The organism is Sulfurospirillum diekertiae (genome assembly GCF_002309535.1).
Classification (GTDB): Bacteria; Campylobacterota; Campylobacteria; order Campylobacterales; family Sulfurospirillaceae; genus Sulfurospirillum; species Sulfurospirillum diekertiae.
The window spans coordinates 2,770,612-2,796,425 of record NZ_CP023275.1 but is presented as its reverse complement, the minus strand read 5'-3'; the positions used below and the strand labels follow the sequence as shown (position 1 = coordinate 2,796,425).

The window sequence follows — 25,814 nt, the reverse complement described above, 5'->3', positions numbered from 1 at the left end:
GTTTACATGTAAAGCCTCCATTCTCCTCTAAACTCTTTAAAAATATATTGTACTGATGCACCTCTTGCATAGATATTTCTCGCTAAAATTTGTATAATACTTCTACGTTATAGTATCGGAGTTAAAAGATGGTAACAACATTGACAAATTACCTAGATGACAGGTACAGAGCTGATATACAAGAAGGGTATGATGGTGTTGTTCGTGTGGCCATTGGGGGCTATTATGGTTCAGGAACACTATTATACGATGGAAAAGCCATATTGACAGCGGCACATCTTTTTGAAGGGGTGAGTGAGACAACGGCATCCGTCTTTTTTGAAACAGCCCAAGGCGATATAACACTCAATGCTTCACATATTTTGATACATCCAGATTATGACCCCTTAGAAGGCAACAATGACCTAGCCTTAATTTGGCTAAGCGATGATGCCCCAATATCGGCTGAACGATACGATATTTACAGAGATAGCGATGAGATATCTCAACACTTTACGATGGTAGGTTATGGTGTTCCTGGCACGGGTTCTAGTGGAGCACAAACGAGTTATAGTGGTCCCTATATACGGCTTATGACTGAAAATACGTTTGATGCAAGTGCTGATGAACTCAAAGATGCATTAGGGTATACAATGGGTTGGTCACCAACAAAGGAATCTCAGTTAATCGCAGATTTTGACAATGGCATGGCTACACATGATGCCTTGGGCATGTTTATAGGTAAGAATAACACAGGTACTGGAGTAATGGAAGGCATCATATCTTCAGGAGATAGTGGAGGCCCCGCGTTTATAGATAATAAAGTTGCAGGAATTGCTAGTTATATCAGTAGTTTGGAAACTTACAGTTATCAGCCAGATAGCGATGGCATCACCAATAGTACATTTGGAGAGATAGCCGCCTGGCAAAAAGTGAGTTACTATCAAGAATGGATTGATGAAAGTATACGCTCTCTTTACCCTAATGCCCCAAGCAAAGCCTCAGAAGTTCAAAAAAGCGTGGTTGAGGGTAATATCGGTGTAAGTTACGCCTATTTTCTAGTCGAATTTACAGGTACACGCAGTAGTGCGGAATCATGGGTAAGTGTGGATTATACCTCTCGCGATGGTAGTGCTCATGCGGGGGAAGACTATATCGCAGTCAATGGTACACTGATTTTATACCCAACAGCAAACCAAGCAGTCATTCCCGTAGAAATCATAGGTGACAAGACGGTGGAAGAGAATGAAACCTTCTATATGGACGTTTTTAATCCAATAGGCGGTAGTTTTGGAGATGGTATCGTGACATTAACAGCACTACGAACCATCGTAAATGATGATTTACTTTAGTCAAATCTAAGAACATACAAGGTATAATTCACATCCCAAAGATGCTGGTGTAGCTCAGTCGGTAGAGCAACTGCCTTGTAAGCAGTAGGTCGGCGGTTCGATTCCGTTCACCAGCTCCATCTTTATGTACTCTTAATTTGGAATACCTCCATGAATACAAATTCTTTGATTGTTGCTAAAACCTTTACATGTAAGTATGATGCAAAAGAAGATCGCCTTCTTCTAACATTAAATTATGAAATACAAGCTGAACGTATAGACTTTTGGATAACACGTAGTTTTTTACTAAAATTAATTCCTATTTTTTTTGATTTTACACAACATGATAATGGTATTGTAAATGAGCTCATAGAACAAACACCTCAAAAAGATAAGCCAACTGACAGTTCATTGTATCTTTTAACACAAAAAACACCTATCTTGCTTGAGAGTGTAGATTTTTCTAAAGAAGCACAAGGAACTAAAATAGTATTTAAAAACAGTGAAGAAGCAATTTTTTGCGAAACAGTATTAGATGAGCGTATGATGAAAAGTGTTGTAAAGCTGATATTAAACAGTGCTCCAAAGTATGAATGGGGCATATATAGCATTTTTTAAGTATCTGACCCTATTTATTTATATAAAATAGGGTCAGATACTTAAAGTTATTTAAAGCTTATTCAGAGTACTATAACATTACTAAAACAAATGAGGAAAATGTTTGGCTCGCAAAATAAGACTGTTTTTTGAAGATATTCCACAACATATTTTGTTACGTGGTAATAATCAAGAGCAGATATTTTATGATCATGCAGATTACGAATTTGGGTTAGATGTATTAAAAGATTTAACAAGCCAACTCCTTGTAAAAATGCACGCTTATAGTTTGATGCCAAATCATGTACATATACTATGTACTCCACTCAATCGGGACGCCATTGCTCGATTTGTGCAAGGCTTTGGCATCAAATACGTGTCTTATTTTAACAAAAAGTACAATCGAACAGGGACTTTATGGGAAGGTAGATATAGAAGCTCATTGGTCGAAAATCGTTTTGTATTGCCTTTGATGCAGTATATCGAAAGCAATCCTGTTAGAACAGGACTTGTCACATCAGCAGAGGAATATGCTTTTAGTAGTTATGCGGCAAATAGCCAAAATGTAGATAATGAGTGCATTGCTCATCATACGGTTTATAATTTACTTGCTTCTAGCCCTCTTGAACGTACAACAATCTACAAATCACTTTTTAGCAAACCACTTTCTGATGAGATGCTAACATTCTTGCGCGAACATATCACAAAACAAACTATCACAGGCACTAAAGAATTTTATCAAGAACTAAGCAGGCGAATAGGCTCATCCCTAATCAGTAACAAAGTAGGAAGACCCAAAAAAATGATTCAAAACAATACCATAAAAAGGAATACTATGTATAAAAATTTAGTTGTTTTAGATAAAGAAAACCATCAAAATTTTAAAATAAGCCCTATGAGTAATCTTTTCTTTGCGAAAGAATTAATTACAACACCTGTTCTGACCAGTGAAATTGGACATATTGGAAAAGATTTTCCTGTGGTTTTTATATCAGGAGAACAATCTAGCTTGGTAGCTCTCAATTCATTAGGTAGTTCAAACTTAGCCATTAATGCAGAAGGCAAATATATCGTAAACTATGTACCAGCATTTATCCGCCGATACCCTTTTTCACTAGGGATAAATAAAGATGATACCAATCAACAGCTTGTGCTTATCGATAGTGAATCTGAACTCGTAAGCCAAAGTAAAGGCAAGCAACTTTTTAACAAAGATGGTAATAATACTGAGACTTTAGATAATGCCATCACTTTTCTGCAAAATTATGAAAATGAGCGCATTCAAACACAAAATCTTGTAAATTTGATAGTCAAGAGCGGTATCTTGGAAGAGAGAGAGATAACTGTAGGCAAAGGCGATGAGAGGAAAATATTGGTCAATGGATTTAGCGTAGTGAGCAGAGAAAAGTTAAATGCACTTGAGGATTCAGTTTTAGCTGATTGGGTTCGAAAAGGTATCATCAGTTTTATAGACATGCATCTTAACTCTCTAAATCATATTCAAACACTTTTTAATTTAGCAAGTATAAAACAGTAGTATTTTAAGTATAAAGGCCAACAATGAGTCCAAATCGTCAAAAAAAGCAACACCAGGTATCGGAACTACAACAAACTATTTTAAAAGCTAAAAAATCATTTATTTTTGTGGGTTTTTTTAGTTTATTTATAAATCTCTTGCAGCTGACATCACCACTGTACATGTTGCAATTGTATGATAGAGTTATGGCCAGTAGGAGTGAAAGTACTCTTGTGTTATTAACGCTTTTAATTGTTGCGCTTTTTGCAACGATGGCAATTTTGGAAATGGTGCGATCTCGTGTATTGGTGAGAGTTGGCAATAAAATGGACAATCTTTTAAGCGATAGGGTTTTTGAGTCCATATTTCAACTAGCCAATAAAATGCCAGGTAAAGCTTCATCCTTGCCACTAAATGATTTAACCCAAATACGGCAATTTATGACAGGTAATGGATTGTTTGCTTTTTTTGATACCCCTTGGATGTTCATCTATATCTTGGTTCTTTTCCTATTTCATCCTCTATTTGGATACTTTTCAATTTTCGCTGGTTGTGTTTTGGTTGTATTTGCGATTATGAATGAAAGAACAACGAAAGACAAATTAGCTGAAGCTAATAAACTGAGTCGTGACTCGACCGTTTTTGTTGATGCAAGTTTGCGCAATGCAGAAGTGATTCATGCGATGGGGATGCAAAATAACATTAAAAAAATATGGCAAAAAAAGTATTATGGATTTTTAAATGCACAAATGATAGCAAGTGACAACGCCGGATTTTGGTCTAACCTAACTAAATCAATGCGTATGCTCTTTCAATCACTCATGTTAGGGCTCGGAGGGTATCTTGCTATAAAGGCTGAATTAACGCCTGGTATGATGATAGCAGGGTCCATCATTATGGGGCGCGCGCTTGCACCGCTTGATTTGATGATTTCAACGTGGAAGGGATTTAGTAACGCACGCACATCGTATGAAAGGTTGGACGGGTTGCTAGAAGAGTTTGCTAAAAAAGAAAAACCAATGGAGTTGCCTGCACCTCGTGGTGAGATACTTTTAGAAAGTGTTATGGTTGTTCCTCCTAATGCAAAACAACCCTCTTTAAAAGGCATATCCTTTCAAGTAGATTCTGGAGATATCGTAGGTATCATTGGACCAAGTGCAGCGGGGAAATCAAGCTTAGCACGTGCAATTTTGGGGCTATGGCCTTTAGCTTCTGGTAAAGTAAGGCTTGATAAATCAGATATATCGCAATGGGATAAAGAGCTATTAGGACAATATATAGGATATCTACCGCAAGATATAGAACTTTTTGAAGGTACGATTAGTGAAAATATCTGCCGTTTTTCAGAAGTGAATGCGCAAAAAGTTGTTGAAGCTGCTCAAATAGCGGGGGTACATGAGATGATTTTGAGGCTACCAGATGGATACGATACACTCATTGGCGCAGGAGGGGCTACACTCTCAGGTGGGCAAAGACAACGTGTAGGATTTGCTAGAGCACTTTATAATAATCCAGTTTTAGTAGTATTGGATGAGCCAAACTCAAATCTTGATGACGTTGGAGAAGCTGCTTTGGTGGAAGCGATTAAAATCTTAAAATCCAGAGGCACAACGGTTATACTCATAACACATCGACCTAGTATTTTACAAGTAACCAATAAATTAGCATTTATACAACAAGGTGTATTGCAATTATTCGGAAATACCAATGAGGTATTACAAAAATTGCAACAGCAAGTGGCACCGCAACAACAAAGTGCGCCAAAAGCACAGCAAAATACAGCACCGCAAGTTGTTTCCCTTAGTAAACCAACAGGAGTAACAGCATGAAAAATGAATTTTCAAAACCTGATGGTAATGATAAAAATATTATAAAATTTGGTTTGGGTGTTGTAATTGTCGTTTTTGTTATCATAGGTGGCTGGATGGCCTTTGCTCCCTTAGCAAGCTCAGTAGTATCGATAGGTACAGTATCTGCAGACTCAAACAAAAAAACAGTTCAGCACTTAGAGGGTGGCATTGTAGATGAAATATTAGTTCAAAATGGTGATTTTGTTAAAGAAGGAGATATCCTTTTAAAATTTCAAAATACAAACGCTTTGGCACAACTTGATATTTTAAAAAATCAATATATGGAAGCACTTGTATTGGAATCTCGATTAGAATCTCAAATTTCTTCCCCCAATAATATCGTATTTTCTGATGAAGTTAAAAAATTGAAGCAAACACCAGAGCTTCAAAATATCATCAATACGCAAAAACAAATTTTTGATTTAAAGCAAAGAATAGTGATGAATGATGAAACGATTACAGAACAGAGAATAGCACAGTTAGTAAACTACAAAGAAGGTACAATTTCACTTGTTAAGAGCAAGTCAACTAGGCTTAAATCTCTTGAAGAAGAGATCGGTGAGTGGAAAATACTTTTTGCTGAGCAATTGGTAGATAAACTTAAATTAAGAGAATTAACGAGAGAAAAAACGTTGGTTGAAGGCGATATTGCCAATACAAAAGCAGATATGGCTAAGACGGATGACCAGATAAGTGAGTTAAAATCTCAACTCTTAGCACGAAAAAAAGATGTTCAAGATAAAACGTATGCAGAGTTAGTCAATGCAAAAAATGATCTCTCTAATCTCAAATCAAAATTAGTTGCAGCAGAAGACGTTACTGAAAGACTGATAGTACGAGCACCAATTGCTGGAAATATCGTTGGAATGGATATTCATACTAAAGGTGGCGTTATTGCTGCAGGCAAGCCAATCTTAGATATCGTACCAGAAAACTCTCAATTAGTTGTTGTAACGCATGTTCAAACAAAAGATATTGATAAAGTAAAAGAGGGATTGCTAGCAGATATACGATTTTCAGCGTTTGATACGAGGCACACCAATGTCATCGAAGGAAAAGTCACTAATGTTTCAGCAGATAGCTTAATAGACCAAAAGACAGGTGCCCCTTACTATGAAGCAAAAGTGGAATTAACGCCAAAAGGCAATGAACAAGTAAAAGAATACAATTTTAATTTAGTTGCAGGAATGCCTGCTGAAATCATGATTAAAATTGAGAACAGAACAGCTTTAAATTATTTAGTGAAGCCGTTTATGGATATGTTTAGTAGAAGTTTTAATGAAAAATAGAAAAATAGCTGTTATTCATGATTGGCTGAGTGTCAATGGTGGCGCGGAAATTGTCTTAAAGCATATACTAGCACTTTGTCCTAATGCTGATGTTTATACTATGGTAGACATCTTACCTTTAGAACAAAGAACGTGGTTGGATTCTCATAAAATATATACATCACCCTTGCAAAGATTTAACTTTATAGCAAAACGATATCGGTATTTTATTCCTTTGATGCCTTATTTGGTAGAGCAATTTGACTTGTCGAGGTATGATATGATTATTTCAAGTTCGCATGCTGTCGCAAAAGGTGTGATTGTACATCCACATCAGAAACATATTGCCTATATTTACTCTCCAATGCGATATGCGTGGGACTCAATGTATGAACATGAGCGTTTAGGTGTTTTCGGGAGAGGATTAATGCGTTTAATGCTCAAACGATGGCTTCATAAAATGAGAATTTGGGATTATGTCTCAGCACAAAGGCCTGATATATTGATTGCAGATTCAGATTTTATTAAACAGCGCATACAAAAATCTTGGCGTAGGGAAGCGGATATTGTCTACCCTCCTGTTGAGTTTGATGAGTGTGTTTATACAGAATCAAAAAGTGATTATTATGTTACCCTCTCTCGTTTAGTCGAGTATAAGCGTATTGATATCATTGTTGAGGCTTTTAATCAGATGCCAGATAAAAAATTGATCGTTATAGGTGATGGCGTATCGCTAAATGCACTACAAAAAATGGCTAATAGCAATATAATTTTTACAGGGTATCTTCCAAGAAAAGAAGCAATGGGATATATTAGTAAAGCTAAAGCTTTTATTTTTATGGCAAAAGAAGATTTTGGTATAGCTCCCATAGAAGCTTCGGCTTGTGGCACACCTATTATCGCTTATAAAGAAGGTGGTGCTTGTGAAACAGTTATTCATTGTAAAACAGGTATTTTCGTTGAAGAACAAACGAGCAAGTCATTAATTTATGCTATCGATTTTTTTGAGCATCAAAGAATTGATGCTCATGAATGTATGGAACATGCATTTACATTTTCTGTAGAAAATTTTAAGAAAAAAATGCTCTCTTATATAGAGATAAGGAATATATAATGGTGCGACAGATTTTAATATGTTTAAGTGCTTCTGTAGTGTTGTATGCCGATAGTTCAGCAATGACATTGAGTGAAGCATATCACAGAGCACTTGTATATGAAGCTAAACTACGTTCAGTGGCTTATCAAGTCGATGCTAAAAAGGAAGATGTTAAGCAAGCAGAGTCACAGCTTTATCCTCAAATTTTTGCTTCATTTGACAATTCAAATAGAAATTATACAACTAATTATTATGAAAGAAATGGGAAAGAAAAGTATAATTCAGCCTCTATTACAGCGAGTCAAGTAATTTATCATCCTGAAATTATAGCGCAGATTGAAAGTGCTGATCTGAAAGTCGATTCTGCAAAGATTTATCTAACAAAACAAGAACAAGAGCTTGCTTATAAAGTTGCAGATGCATATATCTCTATCTTAAAAAATCAAAACGCTGTTGCTGTTGCAAATTCTTATGTGCAAACAAATTTTGTTAAATATCAGCAAATCTCTGAAAAATTAAATCTTGCTTTAGCCAATAAAATGGATTTTTTAGAATCTAAGTTGTCATATGAGCAAGCTAAGATCACGTTGCACAAACAAGAAAATTTACTTGCATTATCAAAAGTAAAGTTAAAAAATTTGACTGGTATTGATGTTGAATCTATTCCATCGGTAGATTTTGATACATTGGAAATAGATAATTTATTAAATATTTCGTCTCTTGGTGGGTTAGAAAATAATCCAGATATTAAAATGGCAGAATTAGGGACAAAAATTTATGAAAAAGAGATTGAAGCTGCAAAATATGGGCACTATCCAAAATTAGATTTAAGTCTATCACATACAAAATATAATACTGATTCTTACACGGTTGATTATGAAAGGGAAACTAGAGTCATGCTTGAGTTTAGAATTCCTATCTTTCAAGGAGGAAGAATTTCTTCTGAAATTGAAAAAAATAGAGTTATGCTCAATTCTGCAAAAGAAGATTTGAGTGATCAACAACGAGAAGTAAAAATAAAATATGAAGAACTCATCCTGAATTATAAGGCAGCTATAAAAGATATAGCACTTCAAAAAGATGCTGAAAATTCAGCTGAGCTTTATTTAAGTGCTGTTCAAAAGGGACATGACCATGGGCTTAAAAGTCTTATTGATTTAGAAGATGCTAAATCAAAACTTTATGAAACAAAGTTTAAACTTATAGATTCCATTTATACACTTATTAATTCTTATGTAGGAATTTTGAATATCACTGGGAAATTAACGCCATATGATATTGAAAAACTTAATGCTGTTATTTTTAAAACAAGTTAAAAGTAAATAGTAGATAGAATAATTATCATGAAAAAATACTTAGTAAATACAGTGCTTTTTTTACTTGATTTTATTTTTATAATAGCGATATATCATTTGGTTGCTTGGATACGTAATAGCATAACAACGTATGAAATTCCTCCTTTGAGTTTAAAAAATCAAGAAGATTTTATGCCCGTGTTTATACTTATAGCCCTGATATTAGTTTATGAAAAACTTTATAAATATAGGCTTGATTTTTGGGAAGAAACTAAATTAGTTTTTAAAGCATTAAGCCTTTCTTTTATCATCATTCTTTCTTTTATTATGCTCAGTAGAATTAATACTGAATATTCTCGCTCTTTTATTGTAATGTATTTTTGTTTTATGACTCTTCTTTTCCCAATATATAAAAGATATATAAAAAAATTTCTTTTTTCATTTAATTGTTTTAAGAAAAAAGTGAAAATAGTTGGTAATATGGAGCAAAAAATTATTATTGAGCGAGAGTTTAAAAATAATTGGTATTTAGGGCTATGTTGTGTTACAAAAAAATATGAAGCTATTTTTATTGCTACCAAAGATATGCCTATTAATGCCCTTAATTTATATCTTGACCGTTATATGAAAGAAACTAAAGATCTCTATATTTTGCCATATATTGCAAAAGTGAATTTGGCAGAAGTTAATATAATGGAGTATTTCAACATTAGGACATCTGTTATTCATATTGAAAATGAACTTTTAAAATCATGCAATATTTTTCTTAAAGAAATATTTGAAAAATTATTAATGTTCTTGGTTTTGCCATTAGTACTTATACTTCATGGATTTATTGCTTTTGTAATTAAACGAGATTCAATTGGGTCTATTTTTTTCAGGCAAGAGCGATTAGGTAAAGATGGAAAAATATTTACTTGTTTTAAGTATAGAACAATGTATGAAGATGGTGATAGCATTCTAGATAAGTATCTTGAAGTGAACCCTGAAGAGATCGAATACTTTAAGCGTTACCATAAGTACCAAAATGATCCACGTATTACAAAAATTGGAAAATTTTTAAGACAAAGTTCTCTTGATGAATTACCACAAATAATAAATGTTTTAAAAGCTAATATGAGTTTAATAGGACCTCGACCCTATATGGTTGAAGAGATGGATAAAATAAAAGAAAATCGAAATATTATTTTTATGGTAAAACCAGGTATCACAGGTCTGTGGCAAGTAAGTGGAAGAAATGATCTTACCTTTGAAAATAGAAAAGAGCTTGATATATGGTATATTCAAAACTGGTCTCTTTGGATGGACTTTATTGTCTTACTCAAAACTTTTAAAGTAGTTTTGAGCAAAAAAGGCGCTCGATAAAATCAAAATTTTTTATAAATAGTTAGTTGTAAAAATAGCTGTAATTTTTAATATTAATAGTAATGAAAATTTTTATAAAGAAAGGTAGTTTATAAAGAGTGGATATTCTGTTAACATGATCGCAAAACATATCAAAGAATTTTCTAAAAATGCCTATCGTTACGATGATTACACTGCATTACAACAAGATATAGCACATTATTTAGTTTCCCATATTACAACTCAGCCTAAAACAATTTTAGATTTGGGGTGTGGAAGTGGTGCCGTATTTAAAAATATTACATGGCAGGTTGAGCGTTTTACAGGTGTGGACAGTGCTCAAGGTATGTGTGATCTTCACCCTACCTGTAAAGAGGTCGAGATTATCTGTGAGGATTTTGAGTCACTTACATTACTTTCGCAATTAACACCACCCTACGATCTTTTAGTTTCATCTTCTGCACTGCAATGGGCCAATGATATTGAAGCGTTAATCTCCCAAATGGTCTTTACATGTAAAGAGGGGGCATTTGCCATTTTTACCGATAAAACTTTTGAAACAATCTATGCGATGAGTCATCTGCCTACCTTTTTGCCCAACGCGCAACACTTAGCCGAAATGTTTGAAACTCATTTTACATGTAAATATGAAATCAAAACGTTTCGCCTCTTTTTTGATGACAATCTTTCAAAATTTCGCTACATCAAAAAAAGTGGTGTTAGTGGTGGGCAAAGAAGGTTAAATGTGGCACAAACCAAAGCATTGATTCAAAACTACCCGCATGAATATCTTGAATTTGAAGTGCTTTTTATTTGGGGTACGCCCAAAGAAGCTTAATTATATAAATTAATTATTACTATTATAATAGTAAAAAATATTTAACTATTATTGTGGCGTAATAATTATTTCTTTTACTAATTATAATTATTATAATTAGTAAAAGAAATGCCCATAAAACTGCTATTTAGTTAAATAAACTTAAACAAAATAGACTACTTATTTGCCAATTTTTTCATAAAAAGTGAAAAAATAATTTACTAAATGTCAATTAAAATTAACTTTTTACCTTCTTTTGAGAAAAATTTTTTATTTTTTTTCAATCTTCATCTTTCGATAAATAGGGCATTTGCACCGTATATCCTATTTTTAGGGCAATCTTCATTCAAAAATGTAAGTTATTTATAAGATTTAACCTTTACAATGGAGTTAGAAAGACGTACTTTTTGACATTATTTGAAAGTACGAAACTTAAAGGTAAAAGATAACAAGGAGACGCGATGAAAGTAGAGATCTCGAGAAGGAGATTTCTTCAAGGGAGTGTAGCGATGTCTATCGCTGGCGGAGTGAGCCTTAGTTCCTCTTCCATTATGGCGAGCGCTACATCACCAGCCAAAAAAGTTGGCAATGAAGATAAAAGAGTAGCAACATTATGTGAGATGTGTGTTAATAAATGTGCAGCCATTGCGCATGTACACAATGGAGTCGTTGAAAAACTTGATCCGAACCCACTTTTCCCAAAATCACGCAATATGCTTTGCGCAAGAGGCAATTCAGGTATTCAGGCACTGTACGATCCAGATCGTTTGAAGTATCCGTTAATTCGTGATGGAGAAAAAGGGAGTGGTAAGTTTAAGCGTGTCAGTTGGGATGAAGCGTATGCTTACATTAATGAAAAACTCACCAAGATTTTAGATGAAGAGAAAGATAACCGTTCAACGGTAGCTTTTTGTGCAGGTGAAGGTATGGCAGAACATACGTTCCACAGTTTCTTTACAATGTTTGGCTCTTCTCATTTTCTTAACCATGCAAGTCTTTGTCTTGCAACAACCGTTTCAGGGTATTCACTCACCATTGGCGGTTATGGTCAAGCCGATTTGGACAATGCCAAGTATGTCATTATGGCAGGCGCTAATCGTGCCGAAGCTATTGTGACTCCCGATACAATGGATTTTTTCAAACGTACCAAAGGTCGTGGCGCAAAACTTGTAACCGTCGATCCTCGCTTTACCAATACTGCAGCCAAAAGTGACAAATGGCTTGCTATTAATGTTGGAACTGATTTAGCCTTTGTTCTAGCACTCACTTATGTTGCGATCAAAGAAGAGATTTACAATAAAGCATTTGTTGAAAACTATTTTAATGGTTTTGATGCCTATAAAGAACATATTTTAAGTAACAACTATACCCCCGAATGGGCTGAAAAAATTACGGGTATTAAAGCTGCTGATATTTACCAAGTTGCACGTGATTTTATGGTGAATGCGCCTCAATCAATTTACTACCAAGGAAGACGTACGACATGGTCTAAAAATGATTTCCAATTGCGTCGTGCTCAAGCGATCTTTAGCGCATTGGGTGGTGGTGTTGATATTAAAGGCGGTATCTGTTTTGGTAAAAGTTTAGCGCTCGTCGAGCATGAAATTCCTTCTCCAATGTATGCACAAGCAAAGCCTAGAATTGAAAAAGATGAGGCAGCTGTAGTGGGCGGTTCTGGATCATGGGTAGCATTTAGAAATATGGTTCTAGAAAAAAGAAGTCCTTATCCGATTCGCGCACTGTTTAACTACAAACATAACCCTATGCAAAATATGCCAAACAATGCTAAAACAGCAGAGTTCCTTAAGCAATTGGATTTAGTCGTAACGATTGATACGATGCCAAGCGATACGGTGATGCTGAGTGATGTTATTTTGCCTGAGTGTACTTACTTAGAGCGAACAGATCCTGTTGTCTCTTTTGGGGGTATTGAGCCTTCCATCGCTCAACGCAATAAAGTGGTTGACCCAATGTTTGAGAGTAAACCTGTTATGGAAATCATGCGAGGACTTAGCGCAAAACTTTCAAAACCACTGTTTGAAATCACAAAAAAATACGATGAAGATGTCCAGTCATCCATTGAAGATGATGGTGAAGAGAAGGCGTATGGAGATTTTGATCTCACCAAGCCGTTTGCTTCTTCACAAGAAGAGCTTAACGAGCATGCAGTCGCTAAGTATGAAGGTGCAGCCGAGATATTAAAAGAAAAAGGTGTTTTCTATCCTAATATGAATGAATATTTCAAAAAAACGGGTGTGAATGACTACGAATACTATCCCGATGCAAAACGCGCTTATTCTGTAAGGAATACTAAATTTGCTACGCCATCAGGTAAAGTTGAGTGTTCAGTCCCAGCACTTGCTAAAAAAGGTATTGATGCGATGCCTGTATGGAAAAAAGAGTATGAAATGGCAGTTCCTGCTGGTAAATTTAGATTTATAACCGGTCGCCATGCCCAATTTACACAATCTGGTACATCGAACAATCGCATGTTACTCAATCTTGTCCCTGAAAATTTTGCATGGATTAATAAACGTACAGCAGAAAAAATGGGTATCAAATTTGGTGATAAAATTGAAGTCGTCAGTAAAGTGGGTAAAACAACGATTAAAGCGTATCCAACAGAGAAAATTGGACCCGATACACTCTTCTTTATCCATGGATTTGGTAATTACTCTGAAGCATTAACGCGTGCATATCATAATGGCGGCAATGATGCAGCAATTATTGAAGATAGCATGGAGCCAATGCATGGAGCTTCTTGTCTTCATGACACAATTGTAGAAATTAGAAAGGTTTGATTATGGCACGTTATGGAATGGCACTAAATTACAATAATTGTATTAATTGTAAAGCATGTGAAAGTGCATGTAAAGAAGAAAATGGTGTTTTGCTCTTACCCGATCATTATCGCATTTGGGTAGGTGTTAAAGAGGCAGAAGGACAATTTCCCAATATCTCTATCGCTTCTCAAACCTATCAGCCAAGTCAATGTCAACATTGCGACAATGCACCGTGTCAACAAGTCTGTCCGACCAATGCAACCTATTACAGTAAAGATGGCATGGTTATGGTTGATCCAACCAAATGTATTTTATGCACCTACTGTATTAATGCATGTCCTTATGATGCACGTTATGTTGACAATCGAACCAATACGGTTGATAAATGTACGTTCTGTTCGGATACTAGGCTTGCCAATGGTGAAACAACGACAGCATGTCAAGCAACGTGTCCGACAAAAGTCAGAGTATTTGGTGACTTGGATGATCCAAATAGCGAAATTTCACAGTTACTTGTGAATAAAGAGTACCGCCAAGTTAAAAGTCACTTGGGTACTAAACCAAAACTATTTTATATATTGTAGGAGTTTATGATGCAAACAATTTCTTTGAAAAAACTCTTTTATTTTGAAAAAACGCCCCTGAATGTGGTGATGGCAGTTACAACCGTAGCCCTTCTTGCCGCGTTTATGGCGGGTGCGGTTGCGTATATCTTACATGGACACCATGTTTACAATGTCACGAGGCAACATCCATGGGGGTTACTCATCGCAATGTATGTTTTCTTTGTGGTCTCCAGTACAGGTCTTTGCATTATCTCTTCGATTGGGCATGTTTTTGGAATTCCAGAGTTTCAGCAAATTGGTAAGCGTGCCATTGCAGGTGCAATTATCACAATCAGTTCAGGTTTTGCCGTTATTGGCTTAGAAATCGGTCACCCAATGACAATGTTGATTTACAATGTCTTAACCCCAGGTTTGACTTCAGCTATTTGGTGGATGGGAACCTTGTATGGTCTTTACCTTACGTTTATCTGTTTAGAATTTTTCTTTCTAGCGATTAAAGTGAATCATACTTTTTCTAAAATCTTTGGTATTTGCGGTCTTTTAGTCGGTCTTGCAGCACACTCAAATCTTGGCGCTGTTTTTGGCTTTTTGATCTCTAGACCTTCTGCCAATGGTGTTTTTTATCCTGTCTATTTCATTCTTTCTGCCATGATCACAGGATGTTACTTAGTTTTCTTAATGTATGGATTTAGATACAAAATGAATTTTCCTGAAAAAATCACTGTGATGCTTGTCAAACTTTCAAAAATTTTAGGCATGCTTTTAGCCGTACTGATCTTCTTTGAAGCATGGAAAATCATAACAGCACTGTATGGAGATATGCCAGAGCGAGCAGAAACTATTTTGCATGCAACGAAAAGTCCTACTTTTTGGTTTGGGGAGTTAATTTTAGGTATGTTAATACCATTTACGATTATCTTAGTCAGCAATGCAAAGGCCATTAAAGCAACGGTGTATGCTTCTATATCAGGTATGGTGGGTATTTTCTTTATGCGCTATGACTTGGTTCATGACACATTACTCTATCCTATGACAATGCTCAAACGTTCAGAATACCAACTAGCACCTACATTTGTAGAGTACTTCCCTTCTGCGGCTGAGTTTGCAATTGGATTTGGTGGTATTGGCTTGGCTTTGTTTATGTATTATCTTGCCGATAAAATATTTAATTTGGATGAAACAAGTACTCATTAAAGTTAACAATAGCCAGTAACCAAAAAGGAGAGAAGATGAGTATAAGGATTTTAGCGAGCAGTATCGTTGTAATAGGATTGTTGTTGAGTGGATGCGCAGAGAAACAACCTGAGGCAACAATATCGCCTAGTGCAAAAGTGTTGAATGAACCAACTTTACATGTAAAAGAGTTGATGGAGAAGTTTAAACTAGAGAATGTGGATTACGCTTACGTTAAAGTCGCTATAGGGAACGGAACAAGAGAGGGAGCAAAAGCACTCTTGATTGACGCACGACCCAATCCAAAATATTTAGTAAGTACGATTCCATCAAGCTTGAATATTCCTGATACTCAAATTGATCAATATATTGGTCAACTGGATAAAGTCACTAAAGATAAAGAGATTATTGTTTTCTGTGGTGGATGGGATTGTGAAAAAAGTCCAATCGTTGCAGGCTACCTGAAAGAACATGGCTTTACCAATGTCAAACTTTACCAAGCAGGTGAACCAGAATGGATTGCTAAAAATTACCCAGAGATAGGTCTACCAGCAGCCCAAACCCTCTTTAAAAATAATAAAGCTCTCTTTATGGATGCAAGACCTTATGCAAAATATATGGCAGGAACAATTCCTGGTTCAATGTATATGAGTGATGAAGAGCTTGATACACTAAAAGGTCGTTTGCCCATAGATAAAACAACACCGATTGTAAGTTTCTGTGAAGGTTATAATTGTGCTAAATCCCATAACTTAGCTAAAAAACTCCAAGAGTTTGGTTATCAAAAAATTAGTGTCTATGCCGGTGGATACCCAGAATGGAAAGAAGCTGGACTCCAAACCACGGCAGGCGGTGCTAAAAAAGTAGATGTCGCTCCAAGTCCTAAGAAAGATGCATTTGTTGAAGGTATAAAGTTAGGTGAAGATGAAGGAACCGTAGATGGTGAGTGGTATAAAGCACTGATCATTAGTGATAAGATACCAACCAATGTAGCTGTTATCGATGTACGAAGTGCCGCAGAATATGCCAATGGACATATAAAAGGGGCTATCAATATCGAAGCAGGAAAACTAAGTGCAACAGAATTTGCTGCAAAACTACCCAAAGGTAAAGTGGTGATTATGAACTGCTCAGCAGGCGGAAGATCTATGGAAGCATTTTTGAAACTCAAAAATGCCAAAGTTGATGTGAGTAAGATCTTCTACTTTGATGCGAATATCAAATGTGATAAGAGCAGTAAATGCGAGATTAAAGTCAATGAACCTTTAGGTTAATAGTTTTACATGTAAAGCTGCGATCAGAGATGAAACGCTCTGATCGCTTACACTAAAAGAGGTAAAACATGGTAAAATTTACAAATGTATTGCTAAGCGCTTATGTGGCGTTTGGTTGTTTTGCACCACCCCTTTTAGCGGATGCAACGATGGGTGCAGATATTTTTAAAAAAGAGATGCGTACGGTCTGTGGTTTTAGTGGAAATGTGATGGCTAAAAAACATACGCAAAACGAGTGGCAACACTTTTATGAAGCAGGAACACTTAAAGCGGAGATGCTGCTTTTATGTCCTGATGCAAAGCCATTAACCGATGCTTCTCTTAAACACCTGTACGATTTTCTCTATCATTTTGCGAGCGATAGTGGCAATACGGCTTTGTGTTATTGATGGTTGTGAGATGGATTTAGAACTGTTTAAATAGGGATGTGAATGTTTAAAGATTTTGCGAAGATAGAGACGTTTTTAACCGTTGTGCGAGAAAAAAGTTTTTCAAAAGCTTCTAGAAAGCTTGGAATTAGCCAACCTGCCGTTACGCAACAGATCAAATTCCTTGAAGATTATTTGAACATTCCCATCGTGGATCGCAAAAAGAGTGGCATTAACCTTACCAAAGAGGGCGAAGAACTTTTTCAAGTGTTGCTCAGCCTTGAAAAGCAAATTTTGATTACGGAAAAAGAGGTTCTGCGTCTGGTTAATAAAGAGATACTCTTTATTCTAGGCGCTTCTCCTGTGATTGGAAATTATATTTTACCTGAGTTTCTCAACGATATTCAAGAGGTGATTTCCAACCAAGTGATGGTCAAAGTCAACAGCTCCGTTGAGCTAACCGAGCTTGTGGTGAACCGAAAAGTCGATCTAGCACTCATCGAGTCTCCTACCTTTCATCCCAATATTTTCTATCGTGAATGGATGGAAGATGAGCTGGTTGTTGTCAGCAGATCGCCGCTTCCTAGTATTTTAAAAAAAGAAGAGCTCTTTGATTTGCAGTGGATTTGCCGCGAAGAGGAGTCCAACACGCGTAAAATTATTTATGAGACATTTCATAAAATAGATGTGGATTGTAAAAATTTTACGATTAAAAATATCGCCAACAGTGCAATGACCATCAAACAAACACTCCTCAAAGCTGACATCAACGGTGCTCCAACGGTTTCCATTCTTTCCAAATACATGGTTGAAGATGACGTGCAAGCAGGAAGATTACATATCGGCACGATCAAAGGTATTCATTTGATGCGAAAATTTTATATCTGCTATCTCAAAGACCGTATTCAAGATGCGCTGATCGCAAGTACACTTGATTTTATTACCCGAAAACAAGATATTAAACCCTCAATTTAACACCATTCAAGGAGCAGTCTAAACGCTCCTTTCTCTCTCATTCCCTTCCTCCTCTTTTTTATGAGCGTCTCGTTTTGAATCATATAACTTTACATGTAAAGATTTAATATCAATAAAAGTAAATATTTTTATAATTATAGTATATAATAGTTAAAAAAAAGGAGATAAAATGAAAAAAGTTATATTTAGTTTACCATTGTTGGCTTCATTGTTGATGAGTGCTAATCCCCAGAGTCGAACTGATTGTACGGAAGTGTTTCAAAATGAGATTACTAAAATTCTTTATGCCAAACCCGATGATAAAAATAACTCCATTGAAGCGCTAACGCAAAAAATTAATACACTTTTAGAAGAGGAGTGTGATCTAAATGCTTCTATCCAAAAGGCTACCGCAAAAGAGAAGAGTGCATCTTCAAATCCCAAAGAAGAGAAAGTGCTGATTTTGGATACGACTAAAAATAGCCAAGACTGTATCGAATCATTTCAAAGTGAAATACGGGAGCTTCTGTATGAAAACGAGCAGCAAAAAGGAAAAGAGAAGCGTGTGCGAGTGGTCATCAAAGGAGATGGTGCTAACTGCACAAAAGAACCAGGTGAAAAATAGAGATTTCACCATCAGAGGCTAACATCTTTAGCCTCTTCCTACAACCTTACCCCTCTTAGCGGTATCTTAGAATATTTAAAAATAGGTATAGAAATCTCAAAAATGTCATTATTTTTTTACTAATATTCTAAAAAAGCACACTTTTTTTTACTAAGTTAAATAAAATTATAAAATTTATTTATTTTTTTTATAAGCGATTACATCGGGCTTCTGCTCTCATCTTAATTCATTTAACTTATAAAAATGATTTTGTTTAATAATAATATAAAGAAACTCTCCTTACAATGTATCCATGAAATGGTTATTTCAGTAGGTTTTGTCAAACCTAATGTTTAAAAATTGAAGTGGAGAAAACGAATGAAAGTAGAGATCTCACGAAGGAGATTTCTTCAAGGCAGTGTCGCCTTAAGTATTGCAAGTGGAACGGCGCTTAGTTCGTCAACCATTCTTGCAAGCTCAAAAGAGAAACCTCAAGTGACACTAATGAAGGAAGTTCCAACCATCTGTGAAATGTGTGTTAATAAATGTGCGGCGATTGCGCATGTACGTAATGGTATTGTAACAAAATTAGATCCCAATCCTTATTTCCCTAAATCTCGTAATATGCTCTGTGCCAGAGGAGCAGCAGGTATTCATGCCCTGTATGATCCCGATCGACTCAAATACCCTTTAATTCGTACCGGAGAGAGAGGCGATGGCAAATACAGACGTGCGACATGGGAAGAGGCGAATGCGTATATTAAAGACAAATTGGTCAAAATTTTAGAAGAAGAAAAAGACAACCGTTCCTGCATTGGCTATTGCGCAGGGGAAGGGTTGGCAGAACACACCTTTAAAACCTTTATGGCCGATAAATTTGGATCGTCCAATTTCCTTAACCACTCAACCATTTGTTTGCAAACCGCTGTTTCAGGCTATACATTAACTATCGGTGGTTATGGACAAGCGGATTTGGAAAATGCGAAGTACGTCATTATGGCAGGAGCGAATCGCGCCGAAGCGATTTTAACGCCTGACACGATGGATATGTTTAAACGCACCCGTGGACGTGGTATGAAACTGGTTGTGGTCGATCCACGCTTTACCAATACCGCAATGCACGCTGATACCTATGTCCCAATTCGTCCAGGAACCGACTTGGCGTTTGTGCTAGCATTGACGTATGTTGCGATTATCGATCAAGTTTACAATCGCAGTTATGTTGCCAAAAACTTTGTTGATTTTGATAAATACAAAAAGCATATCATTGAGAGTGAATATACACCTGAATGGGCAGAAAAAATTACAGGTGTTCCTGCTTCAACGATATGTAAAATCGCCCATGATTTTATGGCAAATGCACCTCAATCGGTTTATTACCAAGGAAGACGCACGACATGGTCTAAAAATGATTTTCAACTGCGTCGCGCTATGGCACTTTTTACAGCACTTGGCGGTGGCATCGATGTCAAAGGTGGCATTGTTTTTGGTAAAAAACTTCCATTGGGTGAGCATACGACCACCGCTCCAATGTATGCCAACGCGAAACCTAGAATCGATAAAAATTTAGCCGCGGTTGTCGGTGCAACAGGCACATGGGTAGGATGGCGCAATATGGTCGAAGAGGGCAAATCCCCCTATCCAATCCGTGGGATGTTTGTTTATAAACAAAATCCAATGCTCTCGGTACCAAATTCTACTAAAACTCGGACAATGTTTGAAAAGATGGATTTGGTGGTTGTAATCGATACAATGCCAAGTGATACAGCAATGCTAGCAGATGTTATTTTACCAGAGTGTACCTACTTAGAGAGGGAAGATCCCGTGCAGTCGTTTGCAGGGATTGAGCCCTCCATCGCGATACGTGAAAAAGTGATTGAGCCTATGTATGAGAGTAAACCGGTGAATGAAATTATGCGAGGCTTAGCCCAAAAACTTTCAAAACCGTTGTGGGAAATTACCAAAAAATATGATGAAGATGTGCAAGAAGAGCTTGAAGATACACCAGAAGATGAGTTCTATGACGAAAATGGTTTTGATTTAGCAGAGCCTTTTATGCACGATCAAGAAGAGACGAACAAACATATGTTTGTTGAAAAATATGGTGAAGAGGCGTGGGGAGTCTTACGTGAGAAGGGTGTTTTTTATCCCAATATGCTTACCTACTTTAAAAAGATTGATAACAATACGTATGAATACTACCCTAAAGATAAAAAGTTTTACTCTGTATTGAAGCTTGAAGAAGAGTACGATCCTGACGCCTTTTTGCACGATATTTGTGTCAATCCTGTGGATGTCGCCGATCTTAAACGCTCGTTTAACACTCCTAATAAAAAAGTTGAATGCTTTTTGGGCAGTATGGCAGCCAAAGGCGTTGATCCTATGCCCGTGTGGAGGGATGAAGAGTATGTAAACGTTCCAGCAGGCAAATTTAAATTTATTACAGGGCGCCATGCACAGTTCACCCAAAATGCAACCCAAAATAACATCATGCTCCTAGAGCTGATGCGTGAGAATTATTTGTGGATCAATGACAAAGAAGCCGAAGCGTTAAACATTCAGTTTGGAGATACGGTTGAAGTGACAAGCCGCGTAGGACATGTGCGAATTAAAGCCTATCCAACTCCTAAAATTGTACCACAAAGCGTTTTTTATATTCATGGATTTGGCGCAAAATCAGAAGGACTAACGTTTGCGCATCGCAATGGTGCGAGTGATAATGAAATTATTGAAGATACGATTGAGCCGGTACACGGATGTGCCAATATGCACGAAACGCTCGTATCGATCAGGAGGGTGTGAAGATGAATTATGCAATGGCATTAGATTATCAAAATTGTATCAACTGCAAAGCGTGTGAGGTTGCATGTAAAGAGGAAAATGGCGTTCAGTTGGGTGCGGATAAACAACGTATTTGGATCGGTGTGGTGGAAGGAACCATTTTTGGCAAACCCTTTGCCAATCTCTATCCGTCGCAATGTAACCACTGTATTGATGCACCGTGTGTGAGTGTGTGCCCTACCAACGCAAGCCATTTTGCACAGGGAGGTATTGTCAAAGTAGATGCACATAAATGTATTTTATGCAAAGGGTGTATGGAAGCATGCCCGTATGATGCACGGTTTGTGGATGACACGATGGTTGCTGTGGATAAATGCACATTTTGCGATCACCGCTCATTGGTGGAAGGCGGTACGACCGCGTGTCAAGCGACGTGTCCGACTAAAGTGAGAACCTTTGGTGATTTGGATGATGAAAATAGCGATATTGTGAAGCTTCTCAAAACAAAACGCTTCTTCTTTCAAAAAGAACATACAGGAACGCTTCCAAAACTTTTTTATATTTTACCCAATGATGAAGCCTATGCTAAGCAGAGTGTTTCGCATAATACGATTATTCACACATGGGAAGAGATTAAACCCATGTATGATCAAGCTCGCAATCGAAGGAGTACAGAATGGAAAAAATAAGGTTTGCAGGTCTTGATATTAACAAGATCAGTATCGTTCAACTGTTGCTCAATAAAACGATGCTTTTAGGCTATGTTCTTCTAGTCTTTGCATGTATTGGCATTTATGAAATTTTTGATGTACGCTATTTTAGTGCAGCTGCTAATGCGCATGCTTCAGGGCTCAACCCAACCGATCCCGCTCTGAAAGAGGCGATGCGTTTAGCCGTTTTCGGAGATGTCGGCGAGGTCAATCGTAATATCCCTTGGACGCTTTTCATTGTCAATTACATGTACATGATTTATACGGGGAGTGGAGTGATCTTTTTGGTCGCATTGGCAGAGTTGATGAATTTTAATCTTATCGCTAAAGCAGCAGCAGGTTTCATGGTCATCGGAATTTCGATGGTGTTTGCAGGACTCTTTACAATTGCAACCGATCTTAATATGCTCAATATGGTTTGGATGGTACTGACACCCAATCTTAATGCAGGCATGTGGTTGATGTTGCCACTTTATTGTACCTATATCCCGTTTGTTTTATTTGAAATTTATCTGGTTCTAACTCATAAACGAGAGTGGGCAAAACGCTTGGCATTACCTATTTTAGTGTTAAGCATTGGGGTTGACTTGATTGAGTATTATATTCAAGCGAAACTTTTTTCTATGAATACGGCACGTCATCTCTGGACAGAATTTCCCTTTTTGACGTTTTATTTTATTATCTCTGCTTTTGTCTCGTCTTTAGGCATTATGGGAATCATCAGTTTCTTCGCTCACCGCAGTAAAACAGAATACAAAGGATTAATGGATATTATTCGCAGAGCCATGTTGTTTTTTGTCTCTCTGCTAGGTCTTTATGAAATTTTTGGTTATATGACGGTCGATAAAGATTGGGCATTTTTGATTCTTTTTGGCCCATTTCGTTATGTCTATTTTACGGGATACATCTTTTTGACATTGGCACTCCCCTTTTTATGTATTGTTAAGGCACGACAGCCTATATTTACACTAGTTGCTTCTATTTCTGTGGTCATCGGTGGCTTTGTGGGAAGGTATCTTTTTGTTTATGGAGGTAATGCCAATCCTATGTCCAACCGTTTTGGACTTGGGTATGAAAAATACGATTTTTATGCATTGTCTAAATCTTTTAATTACGTCGCACCACACTTAGGAGAGATCTTTATCGTTGTTGGCTCTGTGGGCGTGGTGATTATGATTTATAAGCTTTTTGATACGCTTTTTTCTGTGAATGAATTAAGAGAACACCATTAAACCCCAAAGGAGAAACAATGAGAATAAGAGTATTCGCCAGTAGCCTGATCGTAGCAGGATTGTTGCTAGCAGGATGTACGAATCAACCCGAAACCAGTGCAACCCCTAGTGCAAAAGTGTTGAATGAACCAACTTTACATGTAAAAGAGTTGATGGAGAAGTTTAAACTAGAGAATGTGGATTATGCTTACGTTAAAGTCGCTATAGGGAACGGAACAAGAGATGGCGCTAAAGCCCTCTTGATTGATGCACGACCCAATCCAAAATATTTAGTAAGTACGATTCCATCAAGCTTGAATATTCCTGATACTCAAATTGATCAATATATTGGTCAACTGGATAAAGTCGCTAAAGATAAAGAGATTATTGTTTTCTGTGGTGGTTGGGATTGTGAAAAAAGCCCAATCGTTGCAGGCTACCTGAAAGAACATGGCTTTACCAATGTTAAATTGTACCAAGCAGGTGAACCTGAATGGATAGTTAAAAACTATCCAGAGATAGGTTTACCAGCAGCACAAGCTATTTTCAAAAATAATAAAGCTCTCTTTATGGATGCAAGACCTTATGCAAAATATATGGCAGGAACAATTCCTGGTTCAATGTATATGAGTGATGAAGAGCTTGATACACTCAAAGGTCGTTTGCCCATAGATAAAACAACACCGATTATAAGTTTCTGTGAAGGTTATAATTGTGCTAAATCCCATAACTTAGCTAAAAAACTCCAAGAGTTTGGTTATCAAAAAATTAGTGTCTATGCCGGTGGATACCCAGAATGGAAAGAAGCTGGACTCCAAACCACAGCCGGTGGCGCTAAAAAAGTAGACGTAGCCCCAACTCCTAAAAAAGATGCCTTCGTCGAAGGTATTAAACTAGGAGAAGATGAAGGAACCGTAGACGGTGAATGGTATAAAGCACTCATTGTGAGTGATAAAATACCAGCCAATGTGGCTGTTATCGATGTACGAAGTGCCACAGAATATGCCAATGGCCATATAAAAGGGGCTATCAATATCGAAGCAGGGAAACTGAGTGCCACAGAATTTGCTGCAAAACTTCCAAAAGGTAAAGTGGTGATTATGAACTGCTCCGCAGGCGGAAGATCGATGGAAGCTTTCTTGAAACTTAAAAATGCCAAAGTTGATGTGAGTAAGATCTTCTACTTTGATGCGAATATCAAATGTGATAAAAGTGGTACATGTGAGATTAAGGTCAATGAACCTTTAGGTTAATAGTTTTACATGTAAATAAAAAAAGGGGGCGGAGGAATTGAATCCCCTCGTCCCCCTTTTTTATGCCTAATCGAAAGCTTATTCGTCGCGTGAGCCAAAAATTCCAAGAATTTGAAGCAATGAAATAAAGAGATTCAAAAAGTCCAAATACAATGCAATTGCACCTTCAATAGGTGTTTCATACGCACCTTTGATAATGTTTTGTGTATCGTAAAGAATGAATGCACTAAATAAAATAGAACTAACACTTGCAATAGCCAATTGTAAAATTGGGCTGTGGAAAAAGATATTTATGATGCCTGCAACTACAATCACAATTAATGTAATAAATAACATTTTACCCATTGCTGAAAAATCTCTTGTGGTATTCATCGCAAATACTGAAAGTCCACCAAATGCAACGGTTGTTAAAATAAAGGCATTTGCCACAATACTAGCACCGCCTGGCATTCCTAATGTATGCGATAGCAAAGGCGCGAGTGTTAGTCCACTGATAAATGTAAAACCAAAAAGCAAAATCATATTAAGTCCAGCTTTCTTTTTAGCAGCAAAAAGTCCAAATAAGAAGATAAACTCTAAAATGACAAGGCCTAAATACCAAGAAGAGATGGTTTTTGCCATACCAATTCCAACATAAGAGCCAGCACTTGCAGCAAGCAGTGATGCAGCAAACAGTTGATAGGTCTGTTTAATAAAAACTCCCATAGAGCTTTCATTGACCTTTGTCTGTTCATAGGCACTCTCTTGTGCATTGTGTTGTATATAATTTCTGTCATATAGTCCCATGTAATTCTCCTTCAAAAGACGTAAAATCAAACCGCATTTTATCAAATTAATAAGATGAAATGCAATTTGTGAATTGTCTATTATATGGAAAGAGAGTAAACGAAAAATTAATCAACTTGAGAGGAATAAAAAAACCAATTAGTTGCAGTGCGAGTTTAATGTCTTTGTAAGGTGCAAGGATATATAATTTCGTCCTCGTTTGAGAAAGCGGGGTTAAAGAGAAGTACCCAAAGTAGGGGACAAGCTTCACGTTCATTA

General features: G+C 36.7%; 21 protein-coding genes and 1 tRNA gene. 21 read left to right on the top strand and 1 reads right to left on the bottom strand.

Going from position 1 to position 25,814, the window contains the following annotated elements; translation table 11 throughout:
- Window positions 1-128 precede the first annotated feature (128 nt).
- From SJPD1_RS14320 to SJPD1_RS14220, 21 genes are all read left to right on the top strand, one after another.
- Window positions 129-1,331 carry a trypsin-like serine protease gene (locus SJPD1_RS14320; protein ID WP_096047736.1) on the top strand — a complete coding sequence of 401 codons (1,203 nt, stop codon included), beginning with the start codon at window positions 129-131 and terminating at the stop codon, window positions 1,329-1,331.
- A 43-nt stretch (window positions 1,332-1,374) separates the two neighbouring features.
- A tRNA-Thr gene (locus SJPD1_RS14315) sits at window positions 1,375-1,450 on the top strand.
- A gap of 31 nt (window positions 1,451-1,481) precedes the next feature.
- Window positions 1,482-1,928, top strand: coding sequence for a hypothetical protein (locus SJPD1_RS14310; protein WP_096047735.1), 447 nt, complete (start codon window positions 1,482-1,484; stop codon window positions 1,926-1,928).
- Between the two features lie 103 nt (window positions 1,929-2,031).
- Entirely contained in the window at window positions 2,032-3,444 is a 1,413-nt protein-coding gene (locus SJPD1_RS14305) for a SapC family protein (RefSeq protein ID WP_096047734.1), read from the top strand.
- A 23-nt stretch (window positions 3,445-3,467) separates the two neighbouring features.
- On the top strand, window positions 3,468-5,252 hold the full coding sequence (locus SJPD1_RS14300; protein WP_096047733.1) for a type I secretion system permease/ATPase: 1,785 nt from the start codon (window positions 3,468-3,470) through the stop codon (window positions 5,250-5,252).
- Window positions 5,249-6,562 (top strand): HlyD family type I secretion periplasmic adaptor subunit, encoded by a 1,314-nt coding sequence (locus SJPD1_RS14295; protein ID WP_096047732.1) that lies wholly within the window; start codon window positions 5,249-5,251, stop codon window positions 6,560-6,562. Before SJPD1_RS14300 ends, SJPD1_RS14295 begins: the two co-directional genes overlap by 4 nt.
- The gene (locus SJPD1_RS14290) at window positions 6,552-7,655 is read left to right on the top strand and encodes a glycosyltransferase (protein ID WP_096047731.1); all 1,104 of its coding nucleotides are present in this window, start codon (window positions 6,552-6,554) and stop codon (window positions 7,653-7,655) included. The genes SJPD1_RS14295 and SJPD1_RS14290 overlap by 11 nt, the downstream gene beginning before the upstream one ends.
- Window positions 7,655-8,953 (top strand): TolC family protein, encoded by a 1,299-nt coding sequence (locus SJPD1_RS14285; RefSeq protein WP_096047730.1) that lies wholly within the window; start codon window positions 7,655-7,657, stop codon window positions 8,951-8,953. The genes SJPD1_RS14290 and SJPD1_RS14285 overlap by 1 nt, the downstream gene beginning before the upstream one ends.
- Window positions 8,954-8,980: 27 nt before the next feature.
- Complete coding sequence (locus SJPD1_RS14280; RefSeq protein WP_096047729.1) at window positions 8,981-10,297, top strand: sugar transferase; 1,317 nt, start codon at window positions 8,981-8,983, stop codon at window positions 10,295-10,297.
- Between the two features lie 115 nt (window positions 10,298-10,412).
- Window positions 10,413-11,114 (top strand): methyltransferase domain-containing protein, encoded by a 702-nt coding sequence (locus SJPD1_RS14275; protein ID WP_096047728.1) that lies wholly within the window; start codon window positions 10,413-10,415, stop codon window positions 11,112-11,114.
- Window positions 11,115-11,554: 440 nt separating this feature from the next.
- Window positions 11,555-13,894, top strand: coding sequence for a molybdopterin-containing oxidoreductase family protein (locus tag SJPD1_RS14270; protein WP_096047727.1), 2,340 nt, complete (start codon window positions 11,555-11,557; stop codon window positions 13,892-13,894).
- A 2-nt stretch (window positions 13,895-13,896) separates the two neighbouring features.
- On the top strand, window positions 13,897-14,460 hold the full coding sequence (locus tag SJPD1_RS14265; RefSeq protein WP_087439769.1) for a 4Fe-4S dicluster domain-containing protein: 564 nt from the start codon (window positions 13,897-13,899) through the stop codon (window positions 14,458-14,460).
- Window positions 14,461-14,469: 9 nt separating this feature from the next.
- Window positions 14,470-15,636: an NrfD/PsrC family molybdoenzyme membrane anchor subunit gene (nrfD, locus tag SJPD1_RS14260; RefSeq protein WP_226372211.1), complete on the top strand. Its 1,167-nt coding sequence runs from the start codon at window positions 14,470-14,472 to the stop codon at window positions 15,634-15,636.
- A gap of 35 nt (window positions 15,637-15,671) precedes the next feature.
- Complete coding sequence (locus SJPD1_RS14255; protein ID WP_087439767.1) at window positions 15,672-16,889, top strand: rhodanese-like domain-containing protein; 1,218 nt, start codon at window positions 15,672-15,674, stop codon at window positions 16,887-16,889.
- Between the two features lie 68 nt (window positions 16,890-16,957).
- Complete coding sequence (locus tag SJPD1_RS14250; protein WP_087439766.1) at window positions 16,958-17,278, top strand: hypothetical protein; 321 nt, start codon at window positions 16,958-16,960, stop codon at window positions 17,276-17,278.
- Window positions 17,279-17,320: 42 nt separating this feature from the next.
- Entirely contained in the window at window positions 17,321-18,232 is a 912-nt protein-coding gene (locus SJPD1_RS14245) for a LysR family transcriptional regulator (RefSeq protein WP_087439765.1), read from the top strand.
- A 169-nt stretch (window positions 18,233-18,401) separates the two neighbouring features.
- On the top strand, window positions 18,402-18,836 hold the full coding sequence (locus tag SJPD1_RS14240; protein WP_096047726.1) for a hypothetical protein: 435 nt from the start codon (window positions 18,402-18,404) through the stop codon (window positions 18,834-18,836).
- A 357-nt stretch (window positions 18,837-19,193) separates the two neighbouring features.
- A complete protein-coding gene (locus SJPD1_RS14235) occupies window positions 19,194-21,617 on the top strand; it encodes a molybdopterin-containing oxidoreductase family protein (RefSeq protein ID WP_087439763.1) in 2,424 nt (807 codons plus the stop codon).
- Window positions 21,618-21,619: 2 nt separating this feature from the next.
- Entirely contained in the window at window positions 21,620-22,285 is a 666-nt protein-coding gene (locus SJPD1_RS14230; protein WP_088437543.1) for a 4Fe-4S dicluster domain-containing protein, read from the top strand.
- Window positions 22,273-23,538 carry an NrfD/PsrC family molybdoenzyme membrane anchor subunit gene (nrfD, locus tag SJPD1_RS14225; protein WP_088437542.1) on the top strand — a complete coding sequence of 422 codons (1,266 nt, stop codon included), beginning with the start codon at window positions 22,273-22,275 and terminating at the stop codon, window positions 23,536-23,538. Before SJPD1_RS14230 ends, nrfD (SJPD1_RS14225) begins: the two co-directional genes overlap by 13 nt.
- 17 nt (window positions 23,539-23,555) lie before the next feature.
- Window positions 23,556-24,770: a rhodanese-like domain-containing protein gene (locus tag SJPD1_RS14220; protein ID WP_088437541.1), complete on the top strand. Its 1,215-nt coding sequence runs from the start codon at window positions 23,556-23,558 to the stop codon at window positions 24,768-24,770.
- Between the two features lie 78 nt (window positions 24,771-24,848).
- Here the strand turns inward: SJPD1_RS14220 and SJPD1_RS14215 are convergent, their stop codons facing one another.
- Window positions 24,849-25,556: a Bax inhibitor-1/YccA family protein gene (locus SJPD1_RS14215; protein ID WP_087439762.1), complete on the bottom strand. Its 708-nt coding sequence runs from the start codon at window positions 25,554-25,556 to the stop codon at window positions 24,849-24,851.
- Window positions 25,557-25,814: the final 258 nt, after the last annotated feature.

What these genes read in the sequence shown, in the direction of transcription:
- SJPD1_RS14300 (WP_096047733.1), top strand. Translation starts at nt 3,468, where the DNA reads ATGAGTCCAAATCGTCAAAAAAAGCAACACCAGGTATCGGAACTACAA.
- SJPD1_RS14230 (WP_088437543.1), top strand. Translation starts at nt 21,620, where the DNA reads ATGAATTATGCAATGGCATTAGATTATCAAAATTGTATCAACTGCAAA.
- SJPD1_RS14215 (WP_087439762.1), bottom strand. Translation starts at nt 25,556, where the DNA reads ATGGGACTATATGACAGAAATTATATACAACACAATGCACAAGAGAGT.
- SJPD1_RS14320 (WP_096047736.1), top strand. Translation starts at nt 129, where the DNA reads ATGGTAACAACATTGACAAATTACCTAGATGACAGGTACAGAGCTGAT.
- SJPD1_RS14275 (WP_096047728.1), top strand. Translation starts at nt 10,413, where the DNA reads ATGATCGCAAAACATATCAAAGAATTTTCTAAAAATGCCTATCGTTAC.
- SJPD1_RS14295 (WP_096047732.1), top strand. Translation starts at nt 5,249, where the DNA reads ATGAAAAATGAATTTTCAAAACCTGATGGTAATGATAAAAATATTATA.
- SJPD1_RS14245 (WP_087439765.1), top strand. Translation starts at nt 17,321, where the DNA reads ATGTTTAAAGATTTTGCGAAGATAGAGACGTTTTTAACCGTTGTGCGA.
- SJPD1_RS14290 (WP_096047731.1), top strand. Translation starts at nt 6,552, where the DNA reads ATGAAAAATAGAAAAATAGCTGTTATTCATGATTGGCTGAGTGTCAAT.
- SJPD1_RS14240 (WP_096047726.1), top strand. Translation starts at nt 18,402, where the DNA reads ATGAAAAAAGTTATATTTAGTTTACCATTGTTGGCTTCATTGTTGATG.
- SJPD1_RS14310 (WP_096047735.1), top strand. Translation starts at nt 1,482, where the DNA reads ATGAATACAAATTCTTTGATTGTTGCTAAAACCTTTACATGTAAGTAT.
- nrfD (WP_088437542.1), top strand. Translation starts at nt 22,273, where the DNA reads ATGGAAAAAATAAGGTTTGCAGGTCTTGATATTAACAAGATCAGTATC.
- SJPD1_RS14255 (WP_087439767.1), top strand. Translation starts at nt 15,672, where the DNA reads ATGAGTATAAGGATTTTAGCGAGCAGTATCGTTGTAATAGGATTGTTG.
- nrfD (WP_226372211.1), top strand. Translation starts at nt 14,470, where the DNA reads ATGCAAACAATTTCTTTGAAAAAACTCTTTTATTTTGAAAAAACGCCC.
- SJPD1_RS14220 (WP_088437541.1), top strand. Translation starts at nt 23,556, where the DNA reads ATGAGAATAAGAGTATTCGCCAGTAGCCTGATCGTAGCAGGATTGTTG.
- SJPD1_RS14285 (WP_096047730.1), top strand. Translation starts at nt 7,655, where the DNA reads ATGGTGCGACAGATTTTAATATGTTTAAGTGCTTCTGTAGTGTTGTAT.
- SJPD1_RS14235 (WP_087439763.1), top strand. Translation starts at nt 19,194, where the DNA reads ATGAAAGTAGAGATCTCACGAAGGAGATTTCTTCAAGGCAGTGTCGCC.
- SJPD1_RS14280 (WP_096047729.1), top strand. Translation starts at nt 8,981, where the DNA reads ATGAAAAAATACTTAGTAAATACAGTGCTTTTTTTACTTGATTTTATT.
- SJPD1_RS14250 (WP_087439766.1), top strand. Translation starts at nt 16,958, where the DNA reads ATGGTAAAATTTACAAATGTATTGCTAAGCGCTTATGTGGCGTTTGGT.
- SJPD1_RS14270 (WP_096047727.1), top strand. Translation starts at nt 11,555, where the DNA reads ATGAAAGTAGAGATCTCGAGAAGGAGATTTCTTCAAGGGAGTGTAGCG.
- SJPD1_RS14265 (WP_087439769.1), top strand. Translation starts at nt 13,897, where the DNA reads ATGGCACGTTATGGAATGGCACTAAATTACAATAATTGTATTAATTGT.